Genomic DNA, 21,745 nt, shown 5'->3' with positions numbered 1-21,745 from the left:
TTAAAAAATTAAGTAGAAATGCCAGGATTATTAGGAAAAAAAATCGGAATGACATCCGTTTTCAGTGCCGAGGGTAAAAATGTACCATGCACTGTTATCGAAGTTGGTCCTTGTGTAGTTACGCAATTGAAAACCGTTGAAAAAGACGGGTACGAGGCTGTGCAAGTAGGATTTATCGACAAGAAAGATAAACACACTACCAAGCCCGAAGCCGGTCATTTCAAGAAAGCAGGCGTAACGCCCAAGAGACACTTGGCCGAGTTCAAATTCGACACCGAATACAAATTGGGCGATACGATTGCTGTCGATTTGTTTGAAGGTGCGGAGTACGTAGATGTAATCGGCGTATCAAAAGGAAAAGGTTTCCAAGGTGTAGTTAAGCGTCATGGCTTCGGTGGTGTGGGACAAACCACTCACGGTCAGCATAACCGCTTACGTGCCCCCGGTTCTATCGGTGCATGTTCATATCCAGCCCGTGTATTCAAGGGTACACGTATGGCCGGCCAGATGGGTAATCACCGCGTAACCGTGCAAAACCTCCAAGTGTTAAAAGTAATACCCGAACACAATCTTTTGCTTATTAAAGGATCTGTGCCCGGAAGTAAAGGTTCAATCGTAATAATTGAGAAATAATGGAACTGAGCGTATATAACATTAAAGGTGAGGACACAGGTAAGAAGGTTGTTTTGGACGATGCTGTATTTGGTATCGAACCCAATGATCACGCCGTATATCTCGATGTGAAACAATACTTGGCAAACTTGCGTCAAGGTACTCACAAATCAAAAGAAAGAAGCGAAGTATCTGGTAGTACCCGTAAGTTGAAAAGACAAAAAGGTACAGGAGGTGCTCGTAGCGGAGATATCAATTCTCCTGTGATGGTAGGTGGTGGCCGTGTATTCGGTCCTAAACCTCGTGACTATCGTTTCAAATTGAACAAGAAAGTAAAAGCGCTTGCTCGTAAATCGGCATTGACTTACAAGGCTCAGGACAATGCGATCGTAGTAGTCGAAGACTTTTCTTTCGATGCTCCTAAGACCAAAGAGTTCGTGAACTTGCTCAAAAATTTGCAAGTTGCTGATAAAAAGTCACTTTTGGTTTTATCGGAACAAAATAAAAACGTATATTTGTCGTCCCGTAATCTCACGGGAGCAAATGTTATAACGGTTTCGGAACTCAATACATACAAAGTGTTGGATAACAAGGCTTTGGTTTTGACTGAAAGTACGGTAGCCGCTATAAATAACTTTTGATGTAAGGAGGCTTGAATATGGGAATAATAATTAAACCTATCGTAACGGAGAAAATGACAGCCATGGGCGAAAAATATAATCGTTATGGTTTCCGCGTTGATCCGAAAGCAGATAAACTGCAAATTAAAAAAGCAGTTGAAGAAATGTACAATGTTACTGTTGTATCGGTAAACACGATGAATTATCGTGGGAAAAACAAGAGCCGTTATACCAAGACGGGTCTTATTTCCGGTAGAACGGCTGCTTATAAAAAAGCCCTAGTTACATTGAAAGAAGGAGAAACTATTGATTTTTATAGCAATATCTAATTGAACAATGGCAGTAAGAAAATTAAAGCCCACAACACCGGGGCAAAGACACAAAATTATTGGTGCATTTGATACTATCACTGCTAGCGCGCCAGAAAAATCTCTTGTAGTAGGTGTCAGAAAATCGGGTGGTCGTAACAATGAAGGGCATTTGACAATGCGCTATATCGGAGGCGGTCACAAGAGAAAATACAGACTTATCGACTTCAAGAGAAATAAAGACGGTGTACCCGCTACTGTAAAGACAATCGAATACGATCCTAACCGTTCGGCTCGTATCGCGTTGTTGTTTTATGCAGACGGTGAGAAACGTTACATTATTGCACCCAACGGCTTGGAAGTTGGAGCAACCTTGATGTCTGGCGAAAATGCGGCTCCCGAAGTAGGAAATGCATTGCCGCTGAAAAACATACCTATCGGTACTGTTATTCACAACATCGAGTTACGTCCGGGACAAGGAGCCTTTTTGGTTCGTTCGGCCGGAACATTCGCTCAGTTGACTTCGAGAGAAGGCGATTATGCAATTATCAAATTACCTTCTGGAGAAACCAGAAAGATCCTCGCAACCTGTAAAGCTACTATCGGTAGTGTAGGAAATTCGGACCACGCACTCGAACGTTCGGGTAAAGCCGGCCGCTCTCGCTGGTTGGGCCGTCGTCCTCGCAACCGTGGTGTTGTGATGAACCCTGTAGATCACCCCATGGGTGGTGGTGAAGGACGTGCATCAGGAGGACACCCCAGATCTAGAAAAGGTTTGTATGCAAAAGGTTTGAAGACCAGAGCTCCGAAGAAACACTCTTCGAAGTATATTATTGAAAGAAGGAAAAAGTAATCTGATAAATTGACAACAACATGAGTCGTTCATTAAAAAAAGGCCCATATATCAGTGTGAAGCTGGATAAAAAAGTTGCCGCCATGGAGGCATCAGGCAAGAAGTCTGTTATCAAAACATGGTCGCGTGCATCTATGATTTCTCCCGATTTCGTAGGTCATACTTTTGCAGTACACAATGGTAATAAATTTATTCCCGTATATGTTACCGAAAACATGGTGGGGCACAAACTCGGTGAGTTCGCTCCTACACGCACATTCCGCGGCCATGCAGGTAACAAGAAAAAATAAGGCCTGAGGGAATGCGAGTTTTAATACAATTAAAGAATTGAAAAATGGGTGCAAGAAAAAGAGAATCAGCCAATAGAAGGAAGGAAGCTCTGAAAACTCAATATTTCGCCAAGTTGAATAATGTTCCCACATCTCCCCGTAAAATGCGTTTGGCCGCAGATATGGTAAGAGGTATGGAGGTATTCAAAGCTCTCGGCGTGTTGAAGTTCTCGAATAAAGAAGCTTCGCAAAGACTGGAAAAACTGTTGCGTTCTGCCATTGCCAATTGGGAGCAAAAGAACGAACGCAAAGCCGAAAACGGAGAACTTTACATCTCTACGATCTATGTGGATTGTGCAGCGATGCTTAAACGTCTTCGTCCGGCTCCGCAAGGAAGAGGTTACAGAATTCGTAAACGTTCGAACCATGTAACATTGTTTGTTGATACAATAAATAAAAACGATAACAAAAACTAATTGCTGGATGGGACAGAAAGTAAATCCGATAAGTAACCGTTTGGGAATCATCAGAGGTTGGGATTCCAATTGGTATGGCGGTAAAAACTATGGTGACAGGTTGTTGGAAGACAGCAAGATCCGCAAGTATTTGAATGCCCGTCTTGCAAAAGCCAGCGTTTCACGCATAGTTATAGAACGTACGTTGAAATTGATAACCATTACCGTGTGTACCGCTCGTCCGGGACTTATTATCGGTAAAGGTGGCCAAGAGGTAGATAAACTCAAAGAAGAATTGAAGAAAATTACCGATAAGGACGTACAAATCAATATCTACGAAGTAAAACGCCCCGAGCTTGATGCCGAAATAGTAGCTAGTAATGTCGCTCGTCAAATCGAAGGCAAGATAGCTTACCGTCGTGCTGTCAAAATGGCTATCGCATCGACTATGCGAATGGGAGCCGAGGGTATCAAAGTGCAAGTATCGGGTCGTTTGAACGGAGCTGAAATGGCTCGTTCCGAAATGTACAAAGAAGGTAGAACCCCCCTTCATACATTGCGTGCCGATATTGACTATGCATTGGTAGAAGCTCATACGAAAGTGGGAGTTATCGGTGTTAAGGTTTGGATTTGCCGTGGCGAAGTTTACGGAAAAAAAGACCTTGCTCCTGCATTCACCAACAGTGCCAAAGAAGCACGCGGTGGAAATGGCGCTCCGAAAAAGGGCTTCAGAAAACCCAAAACTAACCGCTAAACGAAATTGAACTATGTTACAACCGAAAAAAACTAAATTCAGAAGACAGCAAAAAGGTCGCCAAAAGGGTAATGCCCAAAGAGGTAACCAGCTGGCTTTCGGATCTTTCGGCATCAAGTCGTTAGATACTAAATGGATTACAGGTCGTCAAATCGAGGCCGCTCGTGTTGCTGTAACTCGTTACATGCAACGTCAAGGTCAGATTTGGATCCGTATATTCCCCGATAAACCTATTACTAAGAAGCCGGCCGATGTACGTATGGGTAAAGGTAAAGGTAATCCCGAAGGATTCGTATTCCCTATTACTCCGGGTCGTGTAATCATCGAAGTAGAAGGTGTGCCTTATGAGATAGCCAAAGAAGCTTTACGCCTCGGTGCACAAAAGCTTCCTGTAACTACTAAGTTCGTTGTTCGTCGTGACTACGACGCCAGTCAAAATGTGTAAGTTATGAAAAAAGCAGAAATTAAAGAATTAGGCTCCAAAGAGTTACAAGAAAGATTGGATGCAGCGGTAGCTGCTCTCAACCAGTTGGAGATCACCCACAGCATTTCGCCGTTGGATAGTCCTGCTAAAATAACTCACGAACGCAGGATGATTGCGCGTATGAAAACCGAGTTGCGCAAGCGGGAACTTAATAAAAAATAATCAGCCACATATCTAAGATGGAAAGTAGAAATTTAAGAAAAGAGAGAATCGGTGTGGTTTCCAGCAACAAGATGGAAAAAACGATCACGGTGACCGTGAAGTGGAAAGAAAAACACCCGATTTATGGTAAATTCGTGAATAAGACGAAGAAATACCATGCTCATGACGAGAAGAACGAATGCAACATCGGTGATACCGTGAGGCTGATGGAAACTCGTCCTTTGAGCAAAACAAAGAGATGGAGATTAGTAGAAATCATCGAAAGAGCTAAGTAATTATGATACAACAAGAATCAAGACTTACAGTAGCTGACAACAGCGGAGCTAAGGAAGCTCTTTGTATTCGTGTGTTGGGAGGAACGGGACGTCGTTACGCTTCGGTAGGCGATGTTATCGTCGTAGCGATAAAGAGCGCTATCCCTTCGAGCGATGTGAAAAAAGGTGCCGTATCGAAAGCTATTATCGTGCGCACGAAAAAAGAAATCCGTCGTCAAGACGGGTCGTACATTCGCTTCGATGACAATGCATGCGTATTGTTGAATAATGCAGGTGAATTGCGCGGCAGTCGTATTTTCGGCCCGGTAGCAAGAGAGTTGCGTGCCGTGAACATGAAAATCGTGTCGTTAGCACCCGAAGTACTTTAATCGAATAAAGTTAAAGATTAAATGAGCAAGTTACATATTAAAAAGGGAGATACAGTCTATGTAAACGCCGGTGAAGATAAAGGCAAGACCGGTCGTGTCCTGAGCGTGTTGGTGAAAGAGCAACGTGCTATCGTAGAAGGTATCAATATGGTCTCCAAGAGTACCAAACCTAATGCCAAAAACCCTCAGGGAGGTATAGTGAAAAAAGAAGCTCCTATTCATATTTCCAATTTGAATCCTCTGGATCCGAAGACGGGTAAACCCACTCGTATCGGCCGGAAGAAAAATGAAGCAGGCGTTTCAGTACGTTATTCTAAAAAATCAGGAGAGGAGATTAAGTAATGAGCAATACCGCAAATCTGAAAAAAGATTATCTCGAAAGAATCGTGCCCGCCTTGCAGAAGGAGTTTAATTATTCCACGGTTATGCAGGTGCCTGTTTTGAAAAAGATCGTGATCAATCAAGGTCTTGGAGAAGCTACGGCCGACAAGAAAATCATCGAAACCGCCATCAATGAGTTGACGGCCATCACCGGTCAGAAAGCAGTGGCTACACTCTCGCGCAAAGATATTTCGAATTTTAAACTTCGTAAAAAAATGCCTATCGGCGTGATGGTAACCCTCCGTCGCGAACGCATGTACGAGTTCCTCGAACGTCTGGTGCGTGTGTCTCTTCCCCGTATCCGCGACTTCAAAGGTATCGAAAGCAAACTCGATGGGCGAGGAAATTATACCCTCGGAATTCAGGAACAAATTATTTTCCCTGAAATTAATATCGATAGTATTACCAAAATTATGGGAATGAATATTACCTTTGTAACCTCTGCCAAAACAGATGAAGAAGGGTATGCTCTTCTCAAAGCATTTGGTTTACCTTTTAAAAACGCAAAAAAAGACTAAGATATGGCAAAAGAATCGATGAAAGCTCGTGAAGTGAAGAGAGCCAAATTAGTTGCCAAGTATGCCGAAAAGAAAAAACAGCTTAAAGCAGAAGGTAATTATGAGGCACTTCAACTGTTGCCGAAAAACGCTTCGCGTGTACGTTTGCACAACCGTTGTAAAATCACCGGTCGTCCCAAAGGATATATCCGTCAATTCGGGATATCCCGTATACAGTTCCGCGAAATGGCTTCGGCTGGACTTATCCCGGGCGTAAAAAAAGCAAGCTGGTAATTATTTTTAGTGTTAAATATTGTCCGGAGAATCCGGATCAATTTAAACAAATTTTTATATGACAGATCCAATAGCAGATTATCTGACAAGATTGAGAAACGCCATCAAAGCTCATCACAGAGTTGTTGAAGTGCCGGCCTCGAAATTGAAAAAAGAAATCACGAAAATCCTTTTTGAAAAAGGCTACATTCTTAATTATAAGTTTGTAGAAGACGGTCCCCGAGGCACGATCAAGATTGCCTTGAAGTATGACCCCGTAAACAAAGTGAGCGCAATCCAGAAACTCATTCGCATATCGAGTCCGGGTTTGCGTCGTTACACCGGTTATAAAGATATGCCGCGTGTATTGAACGGTTTGGGTATTGCGATTCTCTCTACCTCGAAAGGCGTTATGACTAATAAAGAAGCCAGCGACCTGAAAATAGGTGGAGAAGTATTATGTTACATTTACTAATTAAAAGGAGGTATATATTATGTCAAGAATAGGAAAATTGCCCATAGTAATACCCGCCGGAGTTACCGTTACTATTTCCGGAAATGAGGTAAAAGTAAAAGGACCCAAAGGGGAATTGGTACAGACCGTATCGCCCGAAATTAAAGTTGAAATGGTAGACGGGGAAATTCATGTGACCCGGCCTAACGATGAGAAACAAACTCGCGCCCTTCATGGCCTTTACCGTGCGTTGATTCACAATATGGTAGTCGGCGTATCCGAAGGTTATAAAAAAGAGTTGGAACTTGTCGGTGTAGGTTACCGTGCACAAAGTCAAGGTCAAGTGCTTGAACTTTCGCTCGGTTATTCTCACGCCATCTTTTTGAGACTTCCTGCCGAAATAAAGGTAGAAGCAAAATCAGAGAGAAATAAAAACCCGTTGATTATTCTCGAATCGTGCGACAAACAACTGATCGGCCAAGTATGCGCCAAAATCCGTTCGTTCCGCAAACCTGAACCTTACAAGGGTAAAGGTATCAAGTTCGTTGGTGAGGTAATCCGCAGAAAATCGGGTAAATCGGCAGGCGCCAAATAATCATTAAACAGGTATTATCATGACAACGAAGATAGAAAGAAGAATTAAAATCAAAACCCGTATACGTGGTAAAATATCCGGTACGGCCGAGCGTCCTCGTATGACGGTGTTTAGAAGTAATAAGCAAATATATGTGCAATTGGTCGATGACCTTGCCGGGAAAACGCTTGCCGCAGCCTCTTCGAGGGGTATGGAAGCCGCTCCTAAAAAAGAGTTGGCTGCAAAAGTGGGACAGGAAATCGCCAAGAAAGCACAGGAAGCCGGTATTACCTCGGTTGTTTTTGACCGCAACGGTTACCTGTATCATGGGAGAGTAAAAGAATTAGCTGATGCTGCCCGCAATGGCGGCCTTAAATTTTAATCGTCATGACAGGAAAAAATAATAGAGTAAAGTCAACAAATGACATTGAGTTGAAAGACCGTTTGGTTGCTATCAACCGTGTAACGAAAGTGACCAAGGGTGGTCGTACTTTCAGCTTTTCGGCAATTGTTGTGGTAGGTAACGAAGCCGGTATCGTAGGCTGGGGCTTGGGTAAGGCGAGCGAAGTAACCACGGCTATCGCCAAAGGTGTGGAAGCCGCTAAGAAAAATCTCGTGAAAGTTCCGGTGCTCAAAGGTACTATCCCTCACGATCAATTGGCAAAATTCGGTGGAGCTCTCGTATATATCAAGCCCGCTTCTCCGGGTACTGGAGTAAAGGCCGGTGGTGCTATGCGTGCCGTTCTTGAAAGTGTGGGTATTACCGACGTGCTTGCGAAGTCGAAAGGTTCGTCCAATCCTCACAATTTAGTGAAGGCTACGATCTCTGCATTGTGCGAATTGAGAGATGCTGCTACAGTCGCTCAAAACAGAGGTATCTCTGTTGAAAAAGTCTTTAAAGGTTAATACGGAGGACAAGCAATGGAAAAAATAAAAATCAAACAAGTTAAAAGCCGCATCAATTGCCCTGCTGTACAGAAAAAGACTCTTGATGCACTGGGCCTTAAAAAACTCAACAGTGTTGTAGAGCACAACGCTACTCCCCAAATCTTGGGTATGGTAGAGAAGGTTAAACACCTTGTAAAAGTAGTTGAGTAATTTTATCCATCGATTAAAAAATAACAAATATGGACTTGAGTAATTTAAAACCCGCCGAAGGGTCAACCAAAACAAGAAAGAGAATCGGTCGTGGACCGGGTTCGGGTTTGGGCGGAACTTCTACCAGAGGTCATAAAGGAGCAAAGTCGCGTTCGGGTTACAAACGTAAGATCGGTTTTGAAGGTGGTCAGATGCCACTTCAACGCCGAGTTCCGAAATTCGGTTTCAAGAATATAAACCGTGTAGAATATAAAGCTATCAATATCGATACTTTACAAGCTCTGGCTGATAGCCAAAAGCTCGATAAAATTGGTATTGAAACACTTGTCGCTGCCGGATTTATTTCGTCGAAACAGTTAGTGAAAATTCTTGGTAAAGGAGCTCTTACGGCTAAATTGGAAGTCAGTGCCCACGCATTTTCCAAAACAGCCGAAGCTGCTATCGTTGCCGCAGGTGGAACAGTAGTCAAACTCTAATACAATGAGAGCAATAGAAACTATAAAAAACATTTGGAAAATCGAAGATCTGCGTAAGCGTATCATCACCACGATTTTGTTGGTGCTGGTATATCGCGTTGGATCATACGTCGTGCTTCCCGGTATCGATCCTGCTAATTTGGACGCATTGCGCAGCCAAACGAGCAAAGGGTTGATGCAGTTGCTCGATATGTTTTCGGGAGGAGCATTCTCCAATGCTTCTATATTTGCATTGGGTATTATGCCTTATATCACCGCCTCGATTGTTATCCAACTCTTGGGTATGGTGATGCCCTCGTTCCAGAAGCTGCAACGCGAAGGCGAGAGCGGTCGTACGAAACTTAACCAATACACCCGCTATTTGACCGTTATCATTCTGCTCATGCAAGGACCTGCCTATTTGGTGAATCTTAAAGTGCAGATGGGTTCGGCCTTATTCCCCTCCGGTTGGTTGTTTATAGTTTCTTCTACAATCGTGCTTGCCGCTGGTAGTATGTTTATTATGTGGTTGGGCGAACGTATTACCGATAAAGGTATTGGAAACGGTATTTCGTTTATAATCCTTGTCGGTATTATCGCACGTTTGCCGCTGGCTTTCGCCGCTGAGTTTACGAGCCGTTTGGCCTCTAAACAAGGTGGTCTTGTGATGTTCCTTATCGAGATTATTTTCTTGTTGGCCGTAATCGCCGCAGCGATACTTCTTGTACAAGGTACACGGAAAGTCCCCGTACAATATGCTAAACGTATTGTTGGAAATAAACAATATGGAGGAGCCCGCCAGTATATTCCGTTAAAGGTAAATACAGCCGGTGTAATGCCTATCATTTTTGCTCAGGCGATTATGTTTATACCCATTACAATCGCGGGATTCAGCGCCTCGAATGCAAGCTCGTTTTGGAGTTCTTTCATGTCGATGACAGGGTTTTGGTATAACTTCGTGTTCGCAATCCTTATTATCCTCTTTACCTACTTCTATACGGCAATAACGGTTCAGCCTACACAAATGGCGGAAGATATGAAACGAAACAACGGCTTTATCCCCGGTGTCAAACCCGGAAAGAAAACAGCCGATTATCTCGACTCTATTATGTCGAGAATCACGTTGCCCGGTTCTATCTTTTTGGCTATTGTAGCTATTTTGCCCGCTTTTGCTCAAATATGCGGAGTCAGCGCCGAGTTCTCACAATTCTTCGGTGGAACCTCTCTCCTCATTTTGGTAGGTGTGGTATTGGATACCTTGCAACAGATTGAGAGCCATTTAATGATGCGCCATTACGACGGCCTGATGAAATCGGGTAAAATAAAAGGACGTAGCGGAGCTTATTAAAAAAGGATACAGGTAATGATTTATCTTAAAACAGATGAAGAGATAGAGTTGATGCGAGAGAGTAATCTCTTGGTGGGTATGACTTTGGGCGAAATGGCCAAGTGGATCGCACCGGGGATTACTACGCTGAAACTCGATAAGATAGCCGAAGAATTTATCCGGGATCATGGTGCTCAGCCGGGATTTCTGGGTTATGGAGGCTTTCCCAATACGCTCTGCATCTCAGTGAATGAAGTGATTGTGCACGGCATTCCCAACAGCTATGCATTGAGAGAGGGAGATATTGTTTCTATCGATTGCGGTGCTGTAAAGAATGGATTTAACGGAGACTCGGCCTACACATTTTGTGTGGGAGAAGTAGCCCCGGAGATCAAACAATTGCTTAAAACCACGAAAGAATCGCTCTATTTAGGCATCGAACATGCTGTTGAAGGAAAACGTATAGGTGATATCGGCCATGCCGTCCAGACCTATTGTGAAGCCCGTGGATATTCTGTCGTGAGAGAGTTGTGCGGACATGGCGTCGGGAAAAAACTTCACGAGGAGCCCAACGTCCCCAATTATGGACGACCGGGAACAGGTCCGTTGCTGAAAAATGGCATGTGTATTGCCATTGAGCCTATGATAAATATGGGATCACGCAATATTGTCATCGAACGAGACGGTTGGACGACCCGTACAAGAGACCGTAAACCGGCGGCCCACTTCGAGCATACAATAGCGATCAAGGGAGGGAAAGCCGATATACTATCTTCTTTTGAATACGTAGAGCAAGTTTTAGGAGAAAAATCAATATAACTAATATATGGCGAAACAATCTGCAATAGAACAAGATGGTGTAATCGTGGAAGCATTGTCGAATGCTATGTTCCGCGTGGAGTTGGAAAACGGGCATGAAATAACCGCCCATATTTCGGGAAAGATGCGTATGCACTTTATAAAGATACTCCCGGGAGATAAGGTAAGGATAGAAATGTCTCCTTATGATTTAACCAAAGGAAGAATTGCTTTTAGATATAAATAAAAAACAATAATATGAAAGTAAGAGCATCATTGAAAAAACGTACGCCCGATAGCAAAATCGTGAGAAGACACGGCCGCTTGTACGTAATTAACAAGAAAAATCCTAAGTATAAACAACGTCAAGGATAATTTTATTATTAATTTTGCAAATTAAAAGATTCTAATATATGGCAATAAGAATTGTTGGTGTAGACCTGCCGCAAAATAAAAGAGGAGAAATCGCCTTGACCTATATCTATGGTATCGGTCGTAGTGCGGCGAATTCTATTTTGAGTAAAGCCGGCATTGACAGAGACATCAAAGTTAAGGATTGGACCGACGATCAGTCGGCAAAGGTACGTGAAATCATTAGTACCGAGTATAAGGTGGAAGGTGACCTTCGTACCGAAATACAATTGAATATTAAACGTCTTATGGATATCGGTTGTTATCGTGGTATCCGTCATCGTATCGGTTTGCCTGTGAGAGGCCAAAGTACCAAGAATAACGCCCGTACGCGTAAAGGTAGAAAGAAAACCGTTGCAAATAAGAAAAAAGCTACTAAATAATAAGTAAGTATGGCAAAGAAAACAGTCGCAGCAAAGAAGAGGGTTGTTAAGGTTGATGCCGTTGGCCAAGCCCATATCCATTCTTCGTTCAACAACATCATTGTAACGCTTGCCAATAGCGAAGGACAAGTGATCTCTTGGTCTTCGGCAGGTAAAATGGGCTTTAGAGGCTCTAAGAAAAATACTCCTTATGCCGCTCAAATGGCCGCACAAGATTGTGCAAAGGTGGCTTTTGATTTAGGTTTGAGGAAAGTAAAGGCCTATGTAAAAGGTCCCGGAAACGGTCGTGAATCGGCTGTGAGAACTATACATGGCGCTGGTATCGAAGTAACCGAGATTATCGATGTTACGCCGCTGCCGCACAATGGTTGTCGTCCTCCTAAAAGAAGAAGAGTTTAATTTTTCTTTATTTGTAAACAGAGAATCCCGAACAGTGAATAGATTGCATATTAATCCTCTCTGCAATCGCGGCTGCACTTTTCTCGGTTCGCAATATTATAATTATTAAAATTTTTAGAAATGGCAAGATATACCGGACCTAGAACAAAAATCGCTCGTAAATTCGGCGAAGCTATTTTTGGCCCCGATAAAGTTCTTACAAAAAAGAACTATCCCCCGGGACAACATGGCATCAATAAAAGAAGAAAAACTTCTGAGTATGGTGTTCAGCTTCGTGAGAAACAAAAAGCTAAATACACGTATGGTGTATTGGAAAGACAATTTAGAAATCTGTTTGAGAAAGCTTCGCGTACTAAGGGTGTGAAAGGTGAAGTGCTCCTTCAATTGCTCGAAGCTCGTCTCGACAATGTCGTATTTCGCTTGGGTATAGCACCCACACGTGCAGCTGCCCGTCAGCTCGTTTTACATCGTCATATCGTAGTCGATGGCAAAGTGGTGAATATCCCGTCGTATTCGGTAAAACCGGGACAAGTAGTAGGCGTTCGCGAGAAAGCCAAATCTTTGGAGGTAATAGCCGATGCACTTGCTGGATTTAATCACAGCAAATATCCTTGGTTAGAATGGGACGAAAGCTTGAAAAGCGGTAAATTGTTGCATTTGCCCGAGAGAGCCGATATCCCTGAAAATATCAAAGAACAGTTGATCGTTGAGTTGTATTCTAAATAATAATTGATTCCATGGCGATATTAGCATTTCAAAAACCCGATAAAGTATTAATGCTGGAAGCGGACAATTTTTTCGGTAAATTCGAATTCCGTCCGTTGGAGCCCGGTTACGGTGTTACCGTAGGTAACGCTTTGCGCCGTATTCTCCTCTCCTCGCTCGAAGGCTTTGCGATTACGTCGATTCGCATCGACGGGGTAAAACATGAGTTTTCTACGATTCCCGGTGTAATCGAGGACGTGACGAATGTGATTCTGAACCTTAAAAAGGTGCGGTTCAAACAGGTCGTTGAAGAAATCGAGAATGAAAAAGTAACCATTACTGTTTCGGGTACGGAAGTGTTCAAGGCAGGAGATATCGGTAAGTCTCTTACCGGTTTTGAAGTTTTGAACCCCGACTTGGTTATTTGCCATTTGGATTCAAGCGCAAGTTTTCAAATAGATATCACTATCAACAAAGGCCGTGGTTATGTCCCCGCTGACGAGAACCGCAATCCGGCCGATGATGTAAATGTAATTCCCATCGACTCTATTTACACACCGATTCGGAATGTGAAATATGCTGTTGAAAACTTCCGTGTAGAACAGAAAACGGACTACGAAAAACTGATTTTAGAGATTACAACCGATGGTTCCATTCACCCCAAAGAAGCGTTGAAGGAAGCCGCTAAAATTCTTATTTATCACTTTATGTTGTTCTCTGACGAGAAAATTACGCTCGAGACCAATGATGCCGATGGTAATGAAGAATTTGATGAAGAAGTATTGCACATGCGTCAGTTGCTTAAAACCAAACTGGTCGATATGGATTTGTCAGTACGTGCGCTCAACTGCTTAAAATCGGCCGATGTCGAAACTCTTGGCGAATTGGTAGTATTCAATAAGACCGATTTATTGAAATTCCGTAACTTCGGTAAGAAGTCGTTGACAGAGCTCGATGAACTTTTGGCGAACTTGAATCTTTCGTTCGGAATGGATATCTCGAAGTATAAATTAGATAAAGAGTAAAACGATGAGACATAATAAAAAATTCAACCACTTGGGTCGTACCAAAGCTCACCGCGACGCTATGTTGTCCAATATGGCTACTTCTTTGATTCTTCACAAAAGAATCTTTACCACGTTGGCCAAAGCCAAAGCGTTGAGAGTGTACGTTGAGCCTCTGATCAATCGCGCAAAAGAAGATACTACCGCTTCTCGTCGTGTAGTTTTCCGCTATTTGCAGAGCAAAGAGGCTGTTACAGAATTGTTCAAAGAAATTTCGGTGAAGATAGCCGATCGCCCCGGAGGGTATACCCGTATTTTGAAGACAGGTAATCGCTTGGGCGATAACGCTAAAACTTGCTTCATTGAGCTTGTTGATTACAATGAAAACATGCTTAAAGAAAAAGTCGCTAAGAAAGCAACTCGTACGCGTCGTTCCAAAAAGAGTGCCGCTCCTGCTGCTGTGACTGCCGAGGCTCCTGCGAATGAGGCTCCTGTATCCGAAGCACCTGCAACTCCTACCGAAGAGAAAGCAGCAGAATAAACTTTATTGCTTCATATATGGAAAAGAAAAGGCTCCCGATAACGGAGCCTTTTCTTTTTTAGGAGAGAGGATAGAGGGCATCAGAGAGTATCGTTTCTTCTACCGGTTCTTTGTTATGGTAGAGAAACATTTTTTCTGTGTATTATTGTACCGTAGAGATTGCTATGTATTTATACCATATTGGCTGATGATAATGCCGTTGTTCATAGGGTCGCAAATGTTTCTGAATGAATTAGCGTTTTGTAGATGGGTAAAAAAAGGAACTGAAAATACAATTCAGTTCCTTTTTTTATGATTCCATTTTGTATTCACCAAAATGGATATAAGTCTTGTTACAGGCTTGTTATTTCACGACAACTTTGGTTGCGAATTGGCCGACTTTTACGATATAAATGCCGGGAATCGTCGTTAAATGACAATCTGTCTCTGTGACTTTTTGTGTAGAGATAAGTCGTCCGTCAGGTGTGAAAATAGAGAGCGTTTGTCCATTTGCTCCTGTTACGATAATTTTTCCTGTACCTCCGTATATTTTAGTAGAACTATCGACGGTTGTTTCGATTCCGCTTCCATTTAGATTGTCGATACGGATATTGTCGATGAGTATATAGGGCAAGAGAGCGTGATGCGAAAAGAGTCTCAGTTGTATAATTTGGTCTTTATAGTCGTTCAGAGAAACCTCGACTTTTACCCACCCGTCTTTGTCGGACAGCTCGTACATTTTGAATGTTTCCAAAAGGGTAGAGTTTCCGTTGTGTACAACCGATACGCTTAGCTCGTTATTGTTTGCTTCGTCTTCTCCTATGATATTGTATATATAGAACGTCAAGGTAGGAGTGGTGAGCCCGCTAAGGTCTATTTTTCCGGTGTCGAAAGTTCCGGTATCTTCTGAGTAAGAGCCCTCCGAACCCAGAAATCCGTTGTCTCCATCTTGCGATTCAATCTCCGAGTCTTCGGTTGTATAAGTACTCCATAAAGCATAGTCTTCGGGGTAAATACCGAAGATGTGGGATGCTTTCCCTTCTGCGAATGATTCGTGATAGGGGGTGGAATAAGCCGGTCCGATGGGTAAGAGGGGAGAATAGACGTAGTTTGAGATTCCTCCTTTGGTCTCGGCGACTACCGAATATTGGACAAAGGTTTGAACGGAGGTGTCATCGAGTGCTTTGAATGTTTTGGAAGTCCCGCTGATGTTTGAGAACAAAAGATTCGACTGGGAGCCTTCGCTGTAAATTCGGTAAGTTACAAATTCGGGATCGAGATTATTTCCTCGTATGTCGGTGGTAACGGGAGTCCAGGTGATAGTTACTTCTCCGGGAGTAGATGTTTCTACGAGCGTGATTCCGGTAGGATCCGAAGGTTCTAGTGTGCCTACGAATGCTTTTGTTTCGACGGCAGGGCTTTCTCCCGAAGCATTTACAGCAATGGCAGAATAAGTGTAACGGGAGCACTCGGGAACTTCGTCCACGAATGTCAGTTCCGAACCGGGTTCAGGGGTAGAGAATGTTTTTATCAGATTGCCGTCTCGCATGAGTTTCACGCTTTCGAGTTCTGTTAGGTCTTGTCCGTTCAGATCAAGAGTAGGAGCCGTAAGGGATATATCGGCTTTCAGCTCGCCGTTGGTACGAGTGTTAACCACGAGATTCGATGGGGCGGAAGGAGTAGAGGCTCCGGCAGCAGCGCCAATCTTCAAATTCTTAATACTTAGGCTCAGCATGTCTTTTTGGCTGCAACCGTGAATTCCAACGTAGAACGTGCCACTTTCTGCCGGAGAGATTGTCCCGGTATAAGCCTTGTAAACCGTATGTGCTATCGAAGTTTTTTCTATAATGGGGTTGACCAGAGCTTCGGGTGTTTTATCCTTACCGAACATGACTTCAAATGTTTCATTGAAAGAGCCTCCGGTCATTATCTCTATGGAGAAGCTGTACATTTTACCGCCTTCGAGGTTCAGTGCCGGAGTAATCAACCAATCGTCCATATCTAATTCGGAGTTGTAGGAGATTTGTACCTTCCCAAAATAAGGCTCCCATTTTGTTCCGTCTTGATTGCTGTCGATGATTGTATAGCTTTCTAAAAAGCTTTCATCGGCAAATGTTTCGGAATAGGGTGGCGTTAAAGGTTCCGCTTGGGCATTTTGTGCGGTTGTGACAGATTGACTGACTTGTGATGTCGCACTTAGTCCTAATGACATAGCGGCGCATAGAGATAAAGCCGCCCTTTTAATGTAATGAATTCTCATAATTGTGAAAATTTAATTAATGGTTGGTACTATGATAGATTAACTCATGTATATATTTTCCCTGTCTCTCTCAAACCTTTAAAACAAATTTATAGACAAAAGAAAAATGTATGAATATGTTGAAGTTAAAAATGTATAAAATCTGTCTAGAATAATACAGTTTGGAGTATTTCTTTTCAATTGGAATAAAATCGATATTAGACTTATTTGTTTGATAAGATGGATAAAAATCGTATCTTGCCAAGAAAACAAAAGCGATTGTTTTTGTGTTTACTATTATAATACAGTTATAAACTAAATAAAGACCAATATGAAAATAGAAACGATCAAAGCTCGTGAAATTCTCGACTCTCGGGGAAATCCCACGGTAGAGGTAGATGTGATACTCGATTCTGGTATTATGGGGCGAGCTGCGGTTCCTTCTGGCGCTTCGACAGGAGTGCATGAAGCTCTTGAATTGAGAGATGGTGATAAGAACCGATATGGAGGAAAAGGTGTGGAAAAAGCAGTCCGTCATGTTAATGACGTCATTGCCAAAGCTTTGAAAGGAGCTAATCCATTTGAACAAAGTAGCATAGATTCGGCTTTGATAGCCCTCGACGGTACTGCTACGAAATCGAAATTGGGGGCGAATGCTATATTGGGTGTCTCTTTGGCGGTTGCCAAAGCTGCGGCAGCACAATTGGGAATGCCTTTATATCGATATGTAGGAGGTGTCGATACTTATGTGATGCCTGTTCCCATGATGAATATCATCAATGGTGGTTCGCATTCCGATGCGCCTATTGCATTTCAAGAATTTATGATTCGTCCTGTCGGGGCCGCTTCGTTCAAAGAGGCGCTTCGCATGGGAGCCGAAGTTTTTCATGCGCTGAAAAGCGTTTTACACGCTAAGGGATTGAGTACCGCTGTCGGTGATGAAGGCGGTTTCGCACCTGCATTGCCGGGAACGGAGGCAGCGATAGAGACGATTCTCGAAGCCATTAGCAAAGCCGGATATATGCCCGGCAGAGATGTGAGAATTGCTTTGGATTGTGCCTCGTCGGAATTTTATATCGATGGAGTGTACGACTATACTAAGTTTGAAGGAGCTAACGGTGTGAAGCGGACGACACAGCAGCAAGCCGAATATTTGCAAGACCTCATTTTGCGTTATCCGATAGATTCGATTGAAGATGGCATGAGTGAAGAAGATTGGGACGGTTGGCGGTTATTGACCGATTTGATTGGAGATAAATGTCAGCTTGTGGGGGACGATCTTTTTGTCACCAATGTAGAATATCTTACAAAAGGTATACGCCAACATTGTGCTAATTCCATTTTGGTAAAGCTGAATCAGATAGGTACGTTGACCGAGACGTTGAGGGCTGTCCAATTAGCACAGCATAATGGATATACGGCTGTTATATCGCATCGTTCTGGGGAAACCGAAGATGCCACTATTGCCGATATTGCGGTAGCCACTAATGCAGGGCAAATAAAAACAGGCTCACTGAGCCGGTCCGATCGTATGGCCAAATACAACCAACTTTTACGGATCGAGGAACAATTAGGAGATATTGCTCAATATGGATATAAGCAGGTAAACTAGTCAAAAGTTAGGAAAAAGAAAGGAAAATCCCACTACCGATATGAGTAATGGGATTTTTTTTGGAAAAAATGTTTAATTATAAAATCGTGAAGTACAGTTTGTTGCAAGAAAGTTATGTTATACAGCATAAAAAAGTGGAAAAATATTTGGAGCGGAGTAGGAAAATGCATTAACTTTGCAACCGCAAAAGAGGAAACGGGGCACGCTCCGGGGAACTTTTTTGTCAAGTTCATTGAAGGAATTGAAGAAGCAAGTGTAGTACAGTAAAAGAAGAGAGAAAGAAGTCAATTCAGTCAGGTAACGCTTCGAAGGTATAATAAAGAAAAAGAAGAAGATACAACGAAGAGTTTGATCCTGGCTCAGGATGAACGCTAGCGACAGGCCTAACACATGCAAGTCGAGGGGCAGCGGGGAGGTAGCAATACCTTTGCCGGCGACCGGCGCACGGGTGAGTAACACGTATGCAATCCACCTGTAACAGGGGGATAACCCGGAGAAATCCGGACTAATACCCCATAATATGGGCGCTCCGCATGGAGAGTTCATTAAAGAGAGCAATTTTGGTTACAGACGAGCATGCGCTCCATTAGCCAGTTGGCGGGGTAACGGCCCACCAAAGCGACGATGGATAGGGGTTCTGAGAGGAAGGTCCCCCACATTGGAACTGAGACACGGTCCAAACTCCTACGGGAGGCAGCAGTGAGGAATATTGGTCAATGGTCGGCAGACTGAACCAGCCAAGTCGCGTGAGGGAAGACGGCCCTACGGGTTGTAAACCTCTTTTGTCGGAGAGTAAAGTACGCTACGTGTAGCGTATTGCAAGTATCCGAAGAAAAAGCATCGGCTAACTCCGTGCCAGCAGCCGCGGTAATACGGAGGATGCGAGCGTTATCCGGATTTATTGGGTTTAAAGGGTGCGTAGGCGGCACGCCAAGTCAGCGGTGAAATTTCCGGGCTCAACCCGGAGTGTGCCGTTGAAACTGGCGAGCTAGAGTGCACAAGAGGCAGGCGGAATGCGTGGTGTAGCGGTGAAATGCATAGATATCACGCAGAACCCCGATTGCGAAGGCAGCCTGCTAGGGTGAAACAGACGCTGAGGCACGAAAGCGTGGGTATCGAACAGGATTAGATACCCTGGTAGTCCACGCAGTAAACGATGAATACTAACTGTTTGCGATACAATGTAAGCGGTACAGCGAAAGCGTTAAGTATTCCACCTGGGGAGTACGCCGGCAACGGTGAAACTCAAAGGAATTGACGGGGGCCCGCACAAGCGGAGGAACATGTGGTTTAATTCGATGATACGCGAGGAACCTTACCCGGGCTCAAACGCAGGGGGAATGTCGGTGAAAGCCGGCAGCTAGTAATAGTCACCTGCGAGGTGCTGCATGGTTGTCGTCAGCTCGTGCCGTGAGGTGTCGGCTTAAGTGCCATAACGAGCGCAACCCCTATCGACAGTTACTAACGGGTGAAGCCGAGGACTCTGTCGAGACTGCCGGCGCAAGCCGCGAGGAAGGTGGGGATGACGTCAAATCAGCACGGCCCTTACGTCCGGGGCGACACACGTGTTACAATGGCAGGTACAGAAGGCAGCCAGTCAGCAATGACGCGCGAATCCCGAAAACCTGTCTCAGTTCGGATTGGAGTCTGCAACCCGACTCCATGAAGCTGGATTCGCTAGTAATCGCGCATCAGCCATGGCGCGGTGAATACGTTCCCGGGCCTTGTACACACCGCCCGTCAAGCCATGGAAGCCGGGAGTACCTGAAGCATGCAACCGCAAGGAGCGTACGAAGGTAATACCGGTAACTGGGGCTAAGTCGTAACAAGGTAGCCGTACCGGAAGGTGCGGCTGGAACACCTCCTTTCTGGAGAAGCAAAACCTGCAATAAGACTGGAAAAGACCAAGCTCTCTCTTGGTACTACACGCTTCGTTCAATATAAAAAGAAGGAAAACAACCCGCCGCAGGCACGATTTGAAGAATAGTCCTATAGCTCAGTAGGTTAGAGCGCTACACTGATAATGTAGAGGTCGGCAGTTCAAATCTGCCTGGGACTACCAGGCCGGAGGTCAGGTGGTAAAAGGGGGGATTAGCTCAGCTGGCTAGAGCACCTGCTTTGCAAGCAGGGGGTCAACGGTTCGAATCCGTTATTCTCCACGAAAGATCCTTGACATGATGGAAAAAGAAGAGTAAACGAGCAAAGCAAACCCATATCAACCCCTAACGTCGCCGTCTCTAAGCAGAGACGGAAGACGCGGAAGAAAGTAAACAAGGGCGCATGGAGGATGCCTAGGCTCTCGGAGGCGAAGAAGGACGTGATAAGCTGCGAAAAGTTACGGTAAGGCGCAAATAGCCGTAGACCCGTAAATATCCGAATGGGGCAACCCGGCCAGCAATGGCCATACCGCCAAGCGGTAAGCCAACGCGGGGAACTGAAACATCTAAGTACCCGCAGGAAAAGAAAATAACAATGATTCCGCCAGTAGTGGCGAGCGAACGCGGAACAGCCCAAACCACTCGTGTTACGGCACGAGTGGGGTAGAAGGATCCACGACACGGCAAGAAATAAGTTAGCGGAATACGATGGAAATCGTAGCCAGAGACGGTGACAGCCCGGTACGCGAAAACCGACAGAAGCCCAGTGGACACCTGAGTAACCCAGGACACGAGAAATCCGGGGCGAATCAGCGGGGCCCATCCCGTAAGGCTAAATACTCCCGAGAGACCGATAGCGAACCAGTACTGTGAAGGAAAGGTGAAAAGAACCTCGAACAGAGGAGTGAAACAGACCCTGAAACCATGCGCCTACAAGCGGTCGGAGCATGTTAAAGTGTGACGGCGTGCCTTTTGCATAATGAACCTACGAGTTACTCTCGCTGGCAAGGTTAAGCGATTCAGTCGCGCAGCCGAAGCGAAAGCAAGTCCGAACAAGGCGTACAGTCAGCGGGAGTAGACGCGAAACCAAGTGATCTACCCTTGGTCAGGTTGAAGGTTGGGTAACACCAACTGGAGGACCGCACCGATAAGCGTTGAAAAGCTTACGGATGAACTGAGGGTAGGAGTGAAAGGCCAATCAAACTTGGAGATAGCTCGTACTCCCCGAAATGCATTTAGGTGCAGCCTCGAAGCAGAGTGATAGAGGTAGAGCGACTGATAAGATGCGAGGGCTTCACCGCCTATCAAGTCTTGACAAACTCCGAATACTATCACTTGGTCTTCGGGAGTGAGGGCATGGGTGCTAAGGTCCATGTCCGAAAGAGGAACAACTCAGACCACCGGCTAAGGTCCCGAAATAAGGGCTAAGTTGAACAAACGAAGTAAAACTGCAAAGACAGCTAGGATGTTGGCTTGGAAGCAGCCATTCATTTAAAGAGTGCGTAACAGCTCACTAGTCGAGGAGTTTTGCATGGATAATAATCGGGCATAAGCCCTTTACCGAAGCTGTGGATGTCG

Annotated in this window: 31 protein-coding genes, 2 tRNA genes and 2 rRNA genes; 34 read left to right on the top strand and 1 reads right to left on the bottom strand. The window is 44.4% G+C overall.

All coding sequences use genetic code 11. The features are described 5' to 3' along the window. Positions 1 to 18: 18 nt before the first annotated feature. From rplC to rplQ, 29 genes are all read left to right on the top strand, one after another. Positions 19 to 633: a 50S ribosomal protein L3 gene (rplC, locus tag HMPREF9448_RS12095; protein ID WP_008862859.1), complete on the top strand. Its 615-nt coding sequence runs from the start codon at positions 19 to 21 to the stop codon at positions 631 to 633. Continuing rightward, on the top strand, positions 633 to 1,253 hold the full coding sequence (gene rplD, locus HMPREF9448_RS12090; RefSeq protein ID WP_008862858.1) for a 50S ribosomal protein L4: 621 nt from the start codon (positions 633 to 635) through the stop codon (positions 1,251 to 1,253). Before rplC ends, rplD begins: the two co-directional genes overlap by 1 nt. Before the next feature lie 17 nt (positions 1,254 to 1,270). Next, a complete protein-coding gene (gene rplW / locus HMPREF9448_RS12085; RefSeq protein ID WP_008862857.1) occupies positions 1,271 to 1,561 on the top strand; it encodes a 50S ribosomal protein L23 in 291 nt (96 codons plus the stop codon). Between the two features lie 7 nt (positions 1,562 to 1,568). Next, positions 1,569 to 2,393 (top strand): 50S ribosomal protein L2, encoded by an 825-nt coding sequence (gene rplB / locus HMPREF9448_RS12080; protein WP_008862856.1) that lies wholly within the window; start codon positions 1,569 to 1,571, stop codon positions 2,391 to 2,393. Positions 2,394 to 2,413: 20 nt separating this feature from the next. Further along, positions 2,414 to 2,683, top strand: coding sequence for a 30S ribosomal protein S19 (gene rpsS / locus HMPREF9448_RS12075; RefSeq protein ID WP_008862855.1), 270 nt, complete (start codon positions 2,414 to 2,416; stop codon positions 2,681 to 2,683). A gap of 44 nt (positions 2,684 to 2,727) precedes the next feature. Beyond that, the gene (gene rplV / locus HMPREF9448_RS12070; RefSeq protein ID WP_008862854.1) at positions 2,728 to 3,138 is read left to right on the top strand and encodes a 50S ribosomal protein L22; all 411 of its coding nucleotides are present in this window, start codon (positions 2,728 to 2,730) and stop codon (positions 3,136 to 3,138) included. Between the two features lie 7 nt (positions 3,139 to 3,145). Next, the gene (rpsC, locus tag HMPREF9448_RS12065; RefSeq protein WP_008862853.1) at positions 3,146 to 3,871 is read left to right on the top strand and encodes a 30S ribosomal protein S3; all 726 of its coding nucleotides are present in this window, start codon (positions 3,146 to 3,148) and stop codon (positions 3,869 to 3,871) included. A 13-nt stretch (positions 3,872 to 3,884) separates the two neighbouring features. Further along, a complete protein-coding gene (rplP, locus tag HMPREF9448_RS12060) occupies positions 3,885 to 4,316 on the top strand; it encodes a 50S ribosomal protein L16 (RefSeq protein WP_008862852.1) in 432 nt (143 codons plus the stop codon). Positions 4,317 to 4,319: 3 nt separating this feature from the next. Next, entirely contained in the window at positions 4,320 to 4,517 is a 198-nt protein-coding gene (gene rpmC / locus HMPREF9448_RS12055) for a 50S ribosomal protein L29 (RefSeq protein WP_008862851.1), read from the top strand. Between the two features lie 17 nt (positions 4,518 to 4,534). Further along, on the top strand, positions 4,535 to 4,792 hold the full coding sequence (gene rpsQ, locus HMPREF9448_RS12050; RefSeq protein ID WP_008862850.1) for a 30S ribosomal protein S17: 258 nt from the start codon (positions 4,535 to 4,537) through the stop codon (positions 4,790 to 4,792). A gap of 2 nt (positions 4,793 to 4,794) precedes the next feature. Beyond that, positions 4,795 to 5,160, top strand: coding sequence for a 50S ribosomal protein L14 (gene rplN, locus HMPREF9448_RS12045; RefSeq protein WP_008862849.1), 366 nt, complete (start codon positions 4,795 to 4,797; stop codon positions 5,158 to 5,160). A gap of 21 nt (positions 5,161 to 5,181) precedes the next feature. Beyond that, a complete protein-coding gene (gene rplX / locus HMPREF9448_RS12040; RefSeq protein WP_008862848.1) occupies positions 5,182 to 5,502 on the top strand; it encodes a 50S ribosomal protein L24 in 321 nt (106 codons plus the stop codon). Further along, positions 5,502 to 6,059: a 50S ribosomal protein L5 gene (gene rplE, locus HMPREF9448_RS12035; protein WP_008862847.1), complete on the top strand. Its 558-nt coding sequence runs from the start codon at positions 5,502 to 5,504 to the stop codon at positions 6,057 to 6,059. The genes rplX and rplE overlap by 1 nt, the downstream gene beginning before the upstream one ends. 3 nt (positions 6,060 to 6,062) lie before the next feature. Beyond that, positions 6,063 to 6,332, top strand: coding sequence for a 30S ribosomal protein S14 (gene rpsN, locus HMPREF9448_RS12030; RefSeq protein WP_008862846.1), 270 nt, complete (start codon positions 6,063 to 6,065; stop codon positions 6,330 to 6,332). A gap of 58 nt (positions 6,333 to 6,390) precedes the next feature. Further along, complete coding sequence (gene rpsH / locus HMPREF9448_RS12025) at positions 6,391 to 6,786, top strand: 30S ribosomal protein S8 (RefSeq protein ID WP_008862845.1); 396 nt, start codon at positions 6,391 to 6,393, stop codon at positions 6,784 to 6,786. A 19-nt stretch (positions 6,787 to 6,805) separates the two neighbouring features. Continuing rightward, positions 6,806 to 7,360, top strand: coding sequence for a 50S ribosomal protein L6 (rplF, locus tag HMPREF9448_RS12020; RefSeq protein WP_008862844.1), 555 nt, complete (start codon positions 6,806 to 6,808; stop codon positions 7,358 to 7,360). 19 nt (positions 7,361 to 7,379) lie between these two features. Then, the gene (rplR, locus tag HMPREF9448_RS12015) at positions 7,380 to 7,721 is read left to right on the top strand and encodes a 50S ribosomal protein L18 (protein WP_008862843.1); all 342 of its coding nucleotides are present in this window, start codon (positions 7,380 to 7,382) and stop codon (positions 7,719 to 7,721) included. A gap of 5 nt (positions 7,722 to 7,726) precedes the next feature. Next, on the top strand, positions 7,727 to 8,245 hold the full coding sequence (gene rpsE, locus HMPREF9448_RS12010; RefSeq protein WP_008862842.1) for a 30S ribosomal protein S5: 519 nt from the start codon (positions 7,727 to 7,729) through the stop codon (positions 8,243 to 8,245). 15 nt (positions 8,246 to 8,260) lie between these two features. Then, entirely contained in the window at positions 8,261 to 8,437 is a 177-nt protein-coding gene (gene rpmD, locus HMPREF9448_RS12005; RefSeq protein ID WP_008862841.1) for a 50S ribosomal protein L30, read from the top strand. 29 nt (positions 8,438 to 8,466) lie between these two features. After that, positions 8,467 to 8,913, top strand: coding sequence for a 50S ribosomal protein L15 (rplO, locus tag HMPREF9448_RS12000; protein WP_008862840.1), 447 nt, complete (start codon positions 8,467 to 8,469; stop codon positions 8,911 to 8,913). Positions 8,914 to 8,917: 4 nt separating this feature from the next. After that, positions 8,918 to 10,240: a preprotein translocase subunit SecY gene (secY, locus tag HMPREF9448_RS11995; RefSeq protein ID WP_008862839.1), complete on the top strand. Its 1,323-nt coding sequence runs from the start codon at positions 8,918 to 8,920 to the stop codon at positions 10,238 to 10,240. A 15-nt stretch (positions 10,241 to 10,255) separates the two neighbouring features. After that, on the top strand, positions 10,256 to 11,038 hold the full coding sequence (gene map / locus HMPREF9448_RS11990) for a type I methionyl aminopeptidase (RefSeq protein WP_008862838.1): 783 nt from the start codon (positions 10,256 to 10,258) through the stop codon (positions 11,036 to 11,038). 7 nt (positions 11,039 to 11,045) lie between these two features. Further along, entirely contained in the window at positions 11,046 to 11,264 is a 219-nt protein-coding gene (infA, locus tag HMPREF9448_RS11985) for a translation initiation factor IF-1 (RefSeq protein WP_008862837.1), read from the top strand. Between the two features lie 11 nt (positions 11,265 to 11,275). Then, entirely contained in the window at positions 11,276 to 11,392 is a 117-nt protein-coding gene (gene ykgO / locus HMPREF9448_RS14480) for a type B 50S ribosomal protein L36 (protein WP_008862836.1), read from the top strand. Between the two features lie 38 nt (positions 11,393 to 11,430). Next, positions 11,431 to 11,811 carry a 30S ribosomal protein S13 gene (gene rpsM / locus HMPREF9448_RS11980; protein WP_008862835.1) on the top strand — a complete coding sequence of 127 codons (381 nt, stop codon included), beginning with the start codon at positions 11,431 to 11,433 and terminating at the stop codon, positions 11,809 to 11,811. 9 nt (positions 11,812 to 11,820) lie between these two features. Further along, the gene (rpsK, locus tag HMPREF9448_RS11975) at positions 11,821 to 12,210 is read left to right on the top strand and encodes a 30S ribosomal protein S11 (RefSeq protein WP_008862834.1); all 390 of its coding nucleotides are present in this window, start codon (positions 11,821 to 11,823) and stop codon (positions 12,208 to 12,210) included. Between the two features lie 120 nt (positions 12,211 to 12,330). Then, positions 12,331 to 12,936 carry a 30S ribosomal protein S4 gene (rpsD, locus tag HMPREF9448_RS11970; RefSeq protein WP_008862833.1) on the top strand — a complete coding sequence of 202 codons (606 nt, stop codon included), beginning with the start codon at positions 12,331 to 12,333 and terminating at the stop codon, positions 12,934 to 12,936. An 11-nt stretch (positions 12,937 to 12,947) separates the two neighbouring features. Next, a complete protein-coding gene (locus HMPREF9448_RS11965; protein ID WP_008862832.1) occupies positions 12,948 to 13,940 on the top strand; it encodes a DNA-directed RNA polymerase subunit alpha in 993 nt (330 codons plus the stop codon). A gap of 4 nt (positions 13,941 to 13,944) precedes the next feature. Continuing rightward, positions 13,945 to 14,460, top strand: a complete 516-nt coding sequence (gene rplQ / locus HMPREF9448_RS11960; protein WP_008862831.1) for a 50S ribosomal protein L17 — start codon at positions 13,945 to 13,947, stop codon at positions 14,458 to 14,460. A 343-nt stretch (positions 14,461 to 14,803) separates the two neighbouring features. Here the strand turns inward: rplQ and HMPREF9448_RS11955 are convergent, their stop codons facing one another. Further along, complete coding sequence (locus tag HMPREF9448_RS11955; RefSeq protein ID WP_008862830.1) at positions 14,804 to 16,699, bottom strand: choice-of-anchor J domain-containing protein; 1,896 nt, start codon at positions 16,697 to 16,699, stop codon at positions 14,804 to 14,806. A gap of 310 nt (positions 16,700 to 17,009) precedes the next feature. Between HMPREF9448_RS11955 and eno the strand changes: the two genes are divergently transcribed. The 5 genes from eno to HMPREF9448_RS11930 all read left to right on the top strand — a co-directional run. Continuing rightward, positions 17,010 to 18,290, top strand: a complete 1,281-nt coding sequence (eno, locus tag HMPREF9448_RS11950; RefSeq protein WP_008862829.1) for a phosphopyruvate hydratase — start codon at positions 17,010 to 17,012, stop codon at positions 18,288 to 18,290. A 336-nt stretch (positions 18,291 to 18,626) separates the two neighbouring features. Next, positions 18,627 to 20,158, top strand: a 16S ribosomal RNA gene (locus tag HMPREF9448_RS11945). 117 nt (positions 20,159 to 20,275) lie between these two features. Then, positions 20,276 to 20,352, top strand: a tRNA-Ile gene (locus HMPREF9448_RS11940). A gap of 23 nt (positions 20,353 to 20,375) precedes the next feature. After that, positions 20,376 to 20,449: transfer RNA gene (locus HMPREF9448_RS11935), tRNA-Ala, on the top strand. A gap of 101 nt (positions 20,450 to 20,550) precedes the next feature. After that, positions 20,551 to 21,745: ribosomal RNA gene (locus HMPREF9448_RS11930) — 23S ribosomal RNA — on the top strand; the annotation flags it as partial.

The organism is Barnesiella intestinihominis YIT 11860 (assembly GCF_000296465.1).
In the GTDB taxonomy this organism is placed as follows: domain Bacteria; phylum Bacteroidota; class Bacteroidia; order Bacteroidales; family Barnesiellaceae; genus Barnesiella; species Barnesiella intestinihominis.
The sequence above is the reverse complement of the archived record's forward strand: the minus strand, read 5'-3'. Positions and strand labels throughout refer to the sequence as shown.

Excerpts from the sequence above, each read along its gene's own strand:
- rpsK (WP_008862834.1), top strand. The coding sequence starts at position 11,821 with ATGGCAAAGAAAACAGTCGCAGCAAAGAAGAGGGTTGTTAAGGTTGAT.
- rplE (WP_008862847.1), top strand. The coding sequence starts at position 5,502 with ATGAGCAATACCGCAAATCTGAAAAAAGATTATCTCGAAAGAATCGTG.
- HMPREF9448_RS11965 (WP_008862832.1), top strand. The coding sequence starts at position 12,948 with ATGGCGATATTAGCATTTCAAAAACCCGATAAAGTATTAATGCTGGAA.
- infA (WP_008862837.1), top strand. The coding sequence starts at position 11,046 with ATGGCGAAACAATCTGCAATAGAACAAGATGGTGTAATCGTGGAAGCA.
- eno (WP_008862829.1), top strand. The coding sequence starts at position 17,010 with ATGAAAATAGAAACGATCAAAGCTCGTGAAATTCTCGACTCTCGGGGA.
- map (WP_008862838.1), top strand. The coding sequence starts at position 10,256 with ATGATTTATCTTAAAACAGATGAAGAGATAGAGTTGATGCGAGAGAGT.
- rpmD (WP_008862841.1), top strand. The coding sequence starts at position 8,261 with ATGGAAAAAATAAAAATCAAACAAGTTAAAAGCCGCATCAATTGCCCT.
- rpsC (WP_008862853.1), top strand. The coding sequence starts at position 3,146 with ATGGGACAGAAAGTAAATCCGATAAGTAACCGTTTGGGAATCATCAGA.
- rplB (WP_008862856.1), top strand. The coding sequence starts at position 1,569 with ATGGCAGTAAGAAAATTAAAGCCCACAACACCGGGGCAAAGACACAAA.
- rplV (WP_008862854.1), top strand. The coding sequence starts at position 2,728 with ATGGGTGCAAGAAAAAGAGAATCAGCCAATAGAAGGAAGGAAGCTCTG.
- HMPREF9448_RS11955 (WP_008862830.1), bottom strand. The coding sequence starts at position 16,699 with ATGAGAATTCATTACATTAAAAGGGCGGCTTTATCTCTATGCGCCGCT.
- ykgO (WP_008862836.1), top strand. The coding sequence starts at position 11,276 with ATGAAAGTAAGAGCATCATTGAAAAAACGTACGCCCGATAGCAAAATC.
- rplF (WP_008862844.1), top strand. The coding sequence starts at position 6,806 with ATGTCAAGAATAGGAAAATTGCCCATAGTAATACCCGCCGGAGTTACC.
- rpsD (WP_008862833.1), top strand. The coding sequence starts at position 12,331 with ATGGCAAGATATACCGGACCTAGAACAAAAATCGCTCGTAAATTCGGC.
- rplP (WP_008862852.1), top strand. The coding sequence starts at position 3,885 with ATGTTACAACCGAAAAAAACTAAATTCAGAAGACAGCAAAAAGGTCGC.
- rplX (WP_008862848.1), top strand. The coding sequence starts at position 5,182 with ATGAGCAAGTTACATATTAAAAAGGGAGATACAGTCTATGTAAACGCC.
- rpsS (WP_008862855.1), top strand. The coding sequence starts at position 2,414 with ATGAGTCGTTCATTAAAAAAAGGCCCATATATCAGTGTGAAGCTGGAT.
- rpmC (WP_008862851.1), top strand. The coding sequence starts at position 4,320 with ATGAAAAAAGCAGAAATTAAAGAATTAGGCTCCAAAGAGTTACAAGAA.
- rplR (WP_008862843.1), top strand. The coding sequence starts at position 7,380 with ATGACAACGAAGATAGAAAGAAGAATTAAAATCAAAACCCGTATACGT.
- rplO (WP_008862840.1), top strand. The coding sequence starts at position 8,467 with ATGGACTTGAGTAATTTAAAACCCGCCGAAGGGTCAACCAAAACAAGA.
- rplW (WP_008862857.1), top strand. The coding sequence starts at position 1,271 with ATGGGAATAATAATTAAACCTATCGTAACGGAGAAAATGACAGCCATG.
- rplC (WP_008862859.1), top strand. The coding sequence starts at position 19 with ATGCCAGGATTATTAGGAAAAAAAATCGGAATGACATCCGTTTTCAGT.
- rpsE (WP_008862842.1), top strand. The coding sequence starts at position 7,727 with ATGACAGGAAAAAATAATAGAGTAAAGTCAACAAATGACATTGAGTTG.
- rpsM (WP_008862835.1), top strand. The coding sequence starts at position 11,431 with ATGGCAATAAGAATTGTTGGTGTAGACCTGCCGCAAAATAAAAGAGGA.
- rpsH (WP_008862845.1), top strand. The coding sequence starts at position 6,391 with ATGACAGATCCAATAGCAGATTATCTGACAAGATTGAGAAACGCCATC.
- secY (WP_008862839.1), top strand. The coding sequence starts at position 8,918 with ATGAGAGCAATAGAAACTATAAAAAACATTTGGAAAATCGAAGATCTG.
- rpsQ (WP_008862850.1), top strand. The coding sequence starts at position 4,535 with ATGGAAAGTAGAAATTTAAGAAAAGAGAGAATCGGTGTGGTTTCCAGC.
- rplQ (WP_008862831.1), top strand. The coding sequence starts at position 13,945 with ATGAGACATAATAAAAAATTCAACCACTTGGGTCGTACCAAAGCTCAC.
- rplN (WP_008862849.1), top strand. The coding sequence starts at position 4,795 with ATGATACAACAAGAATCAAGACTTACAGTAGCTGACAACAGCGGAGCT.
- rplD (WP_008862858.1), top strand. The coding sequence starts at position 633 with ATGGAACTGAGCGTATATAACATTAAAGGTGAGGACACAGGTAAGAAG.
- rpsN (WP_008862846.1), top strand. The coding sequence starts at position 6,063 with ATGGCAAAAGAATCGATGAAAGCTCGTGAAGTGAAGAGAGCCAAATTA.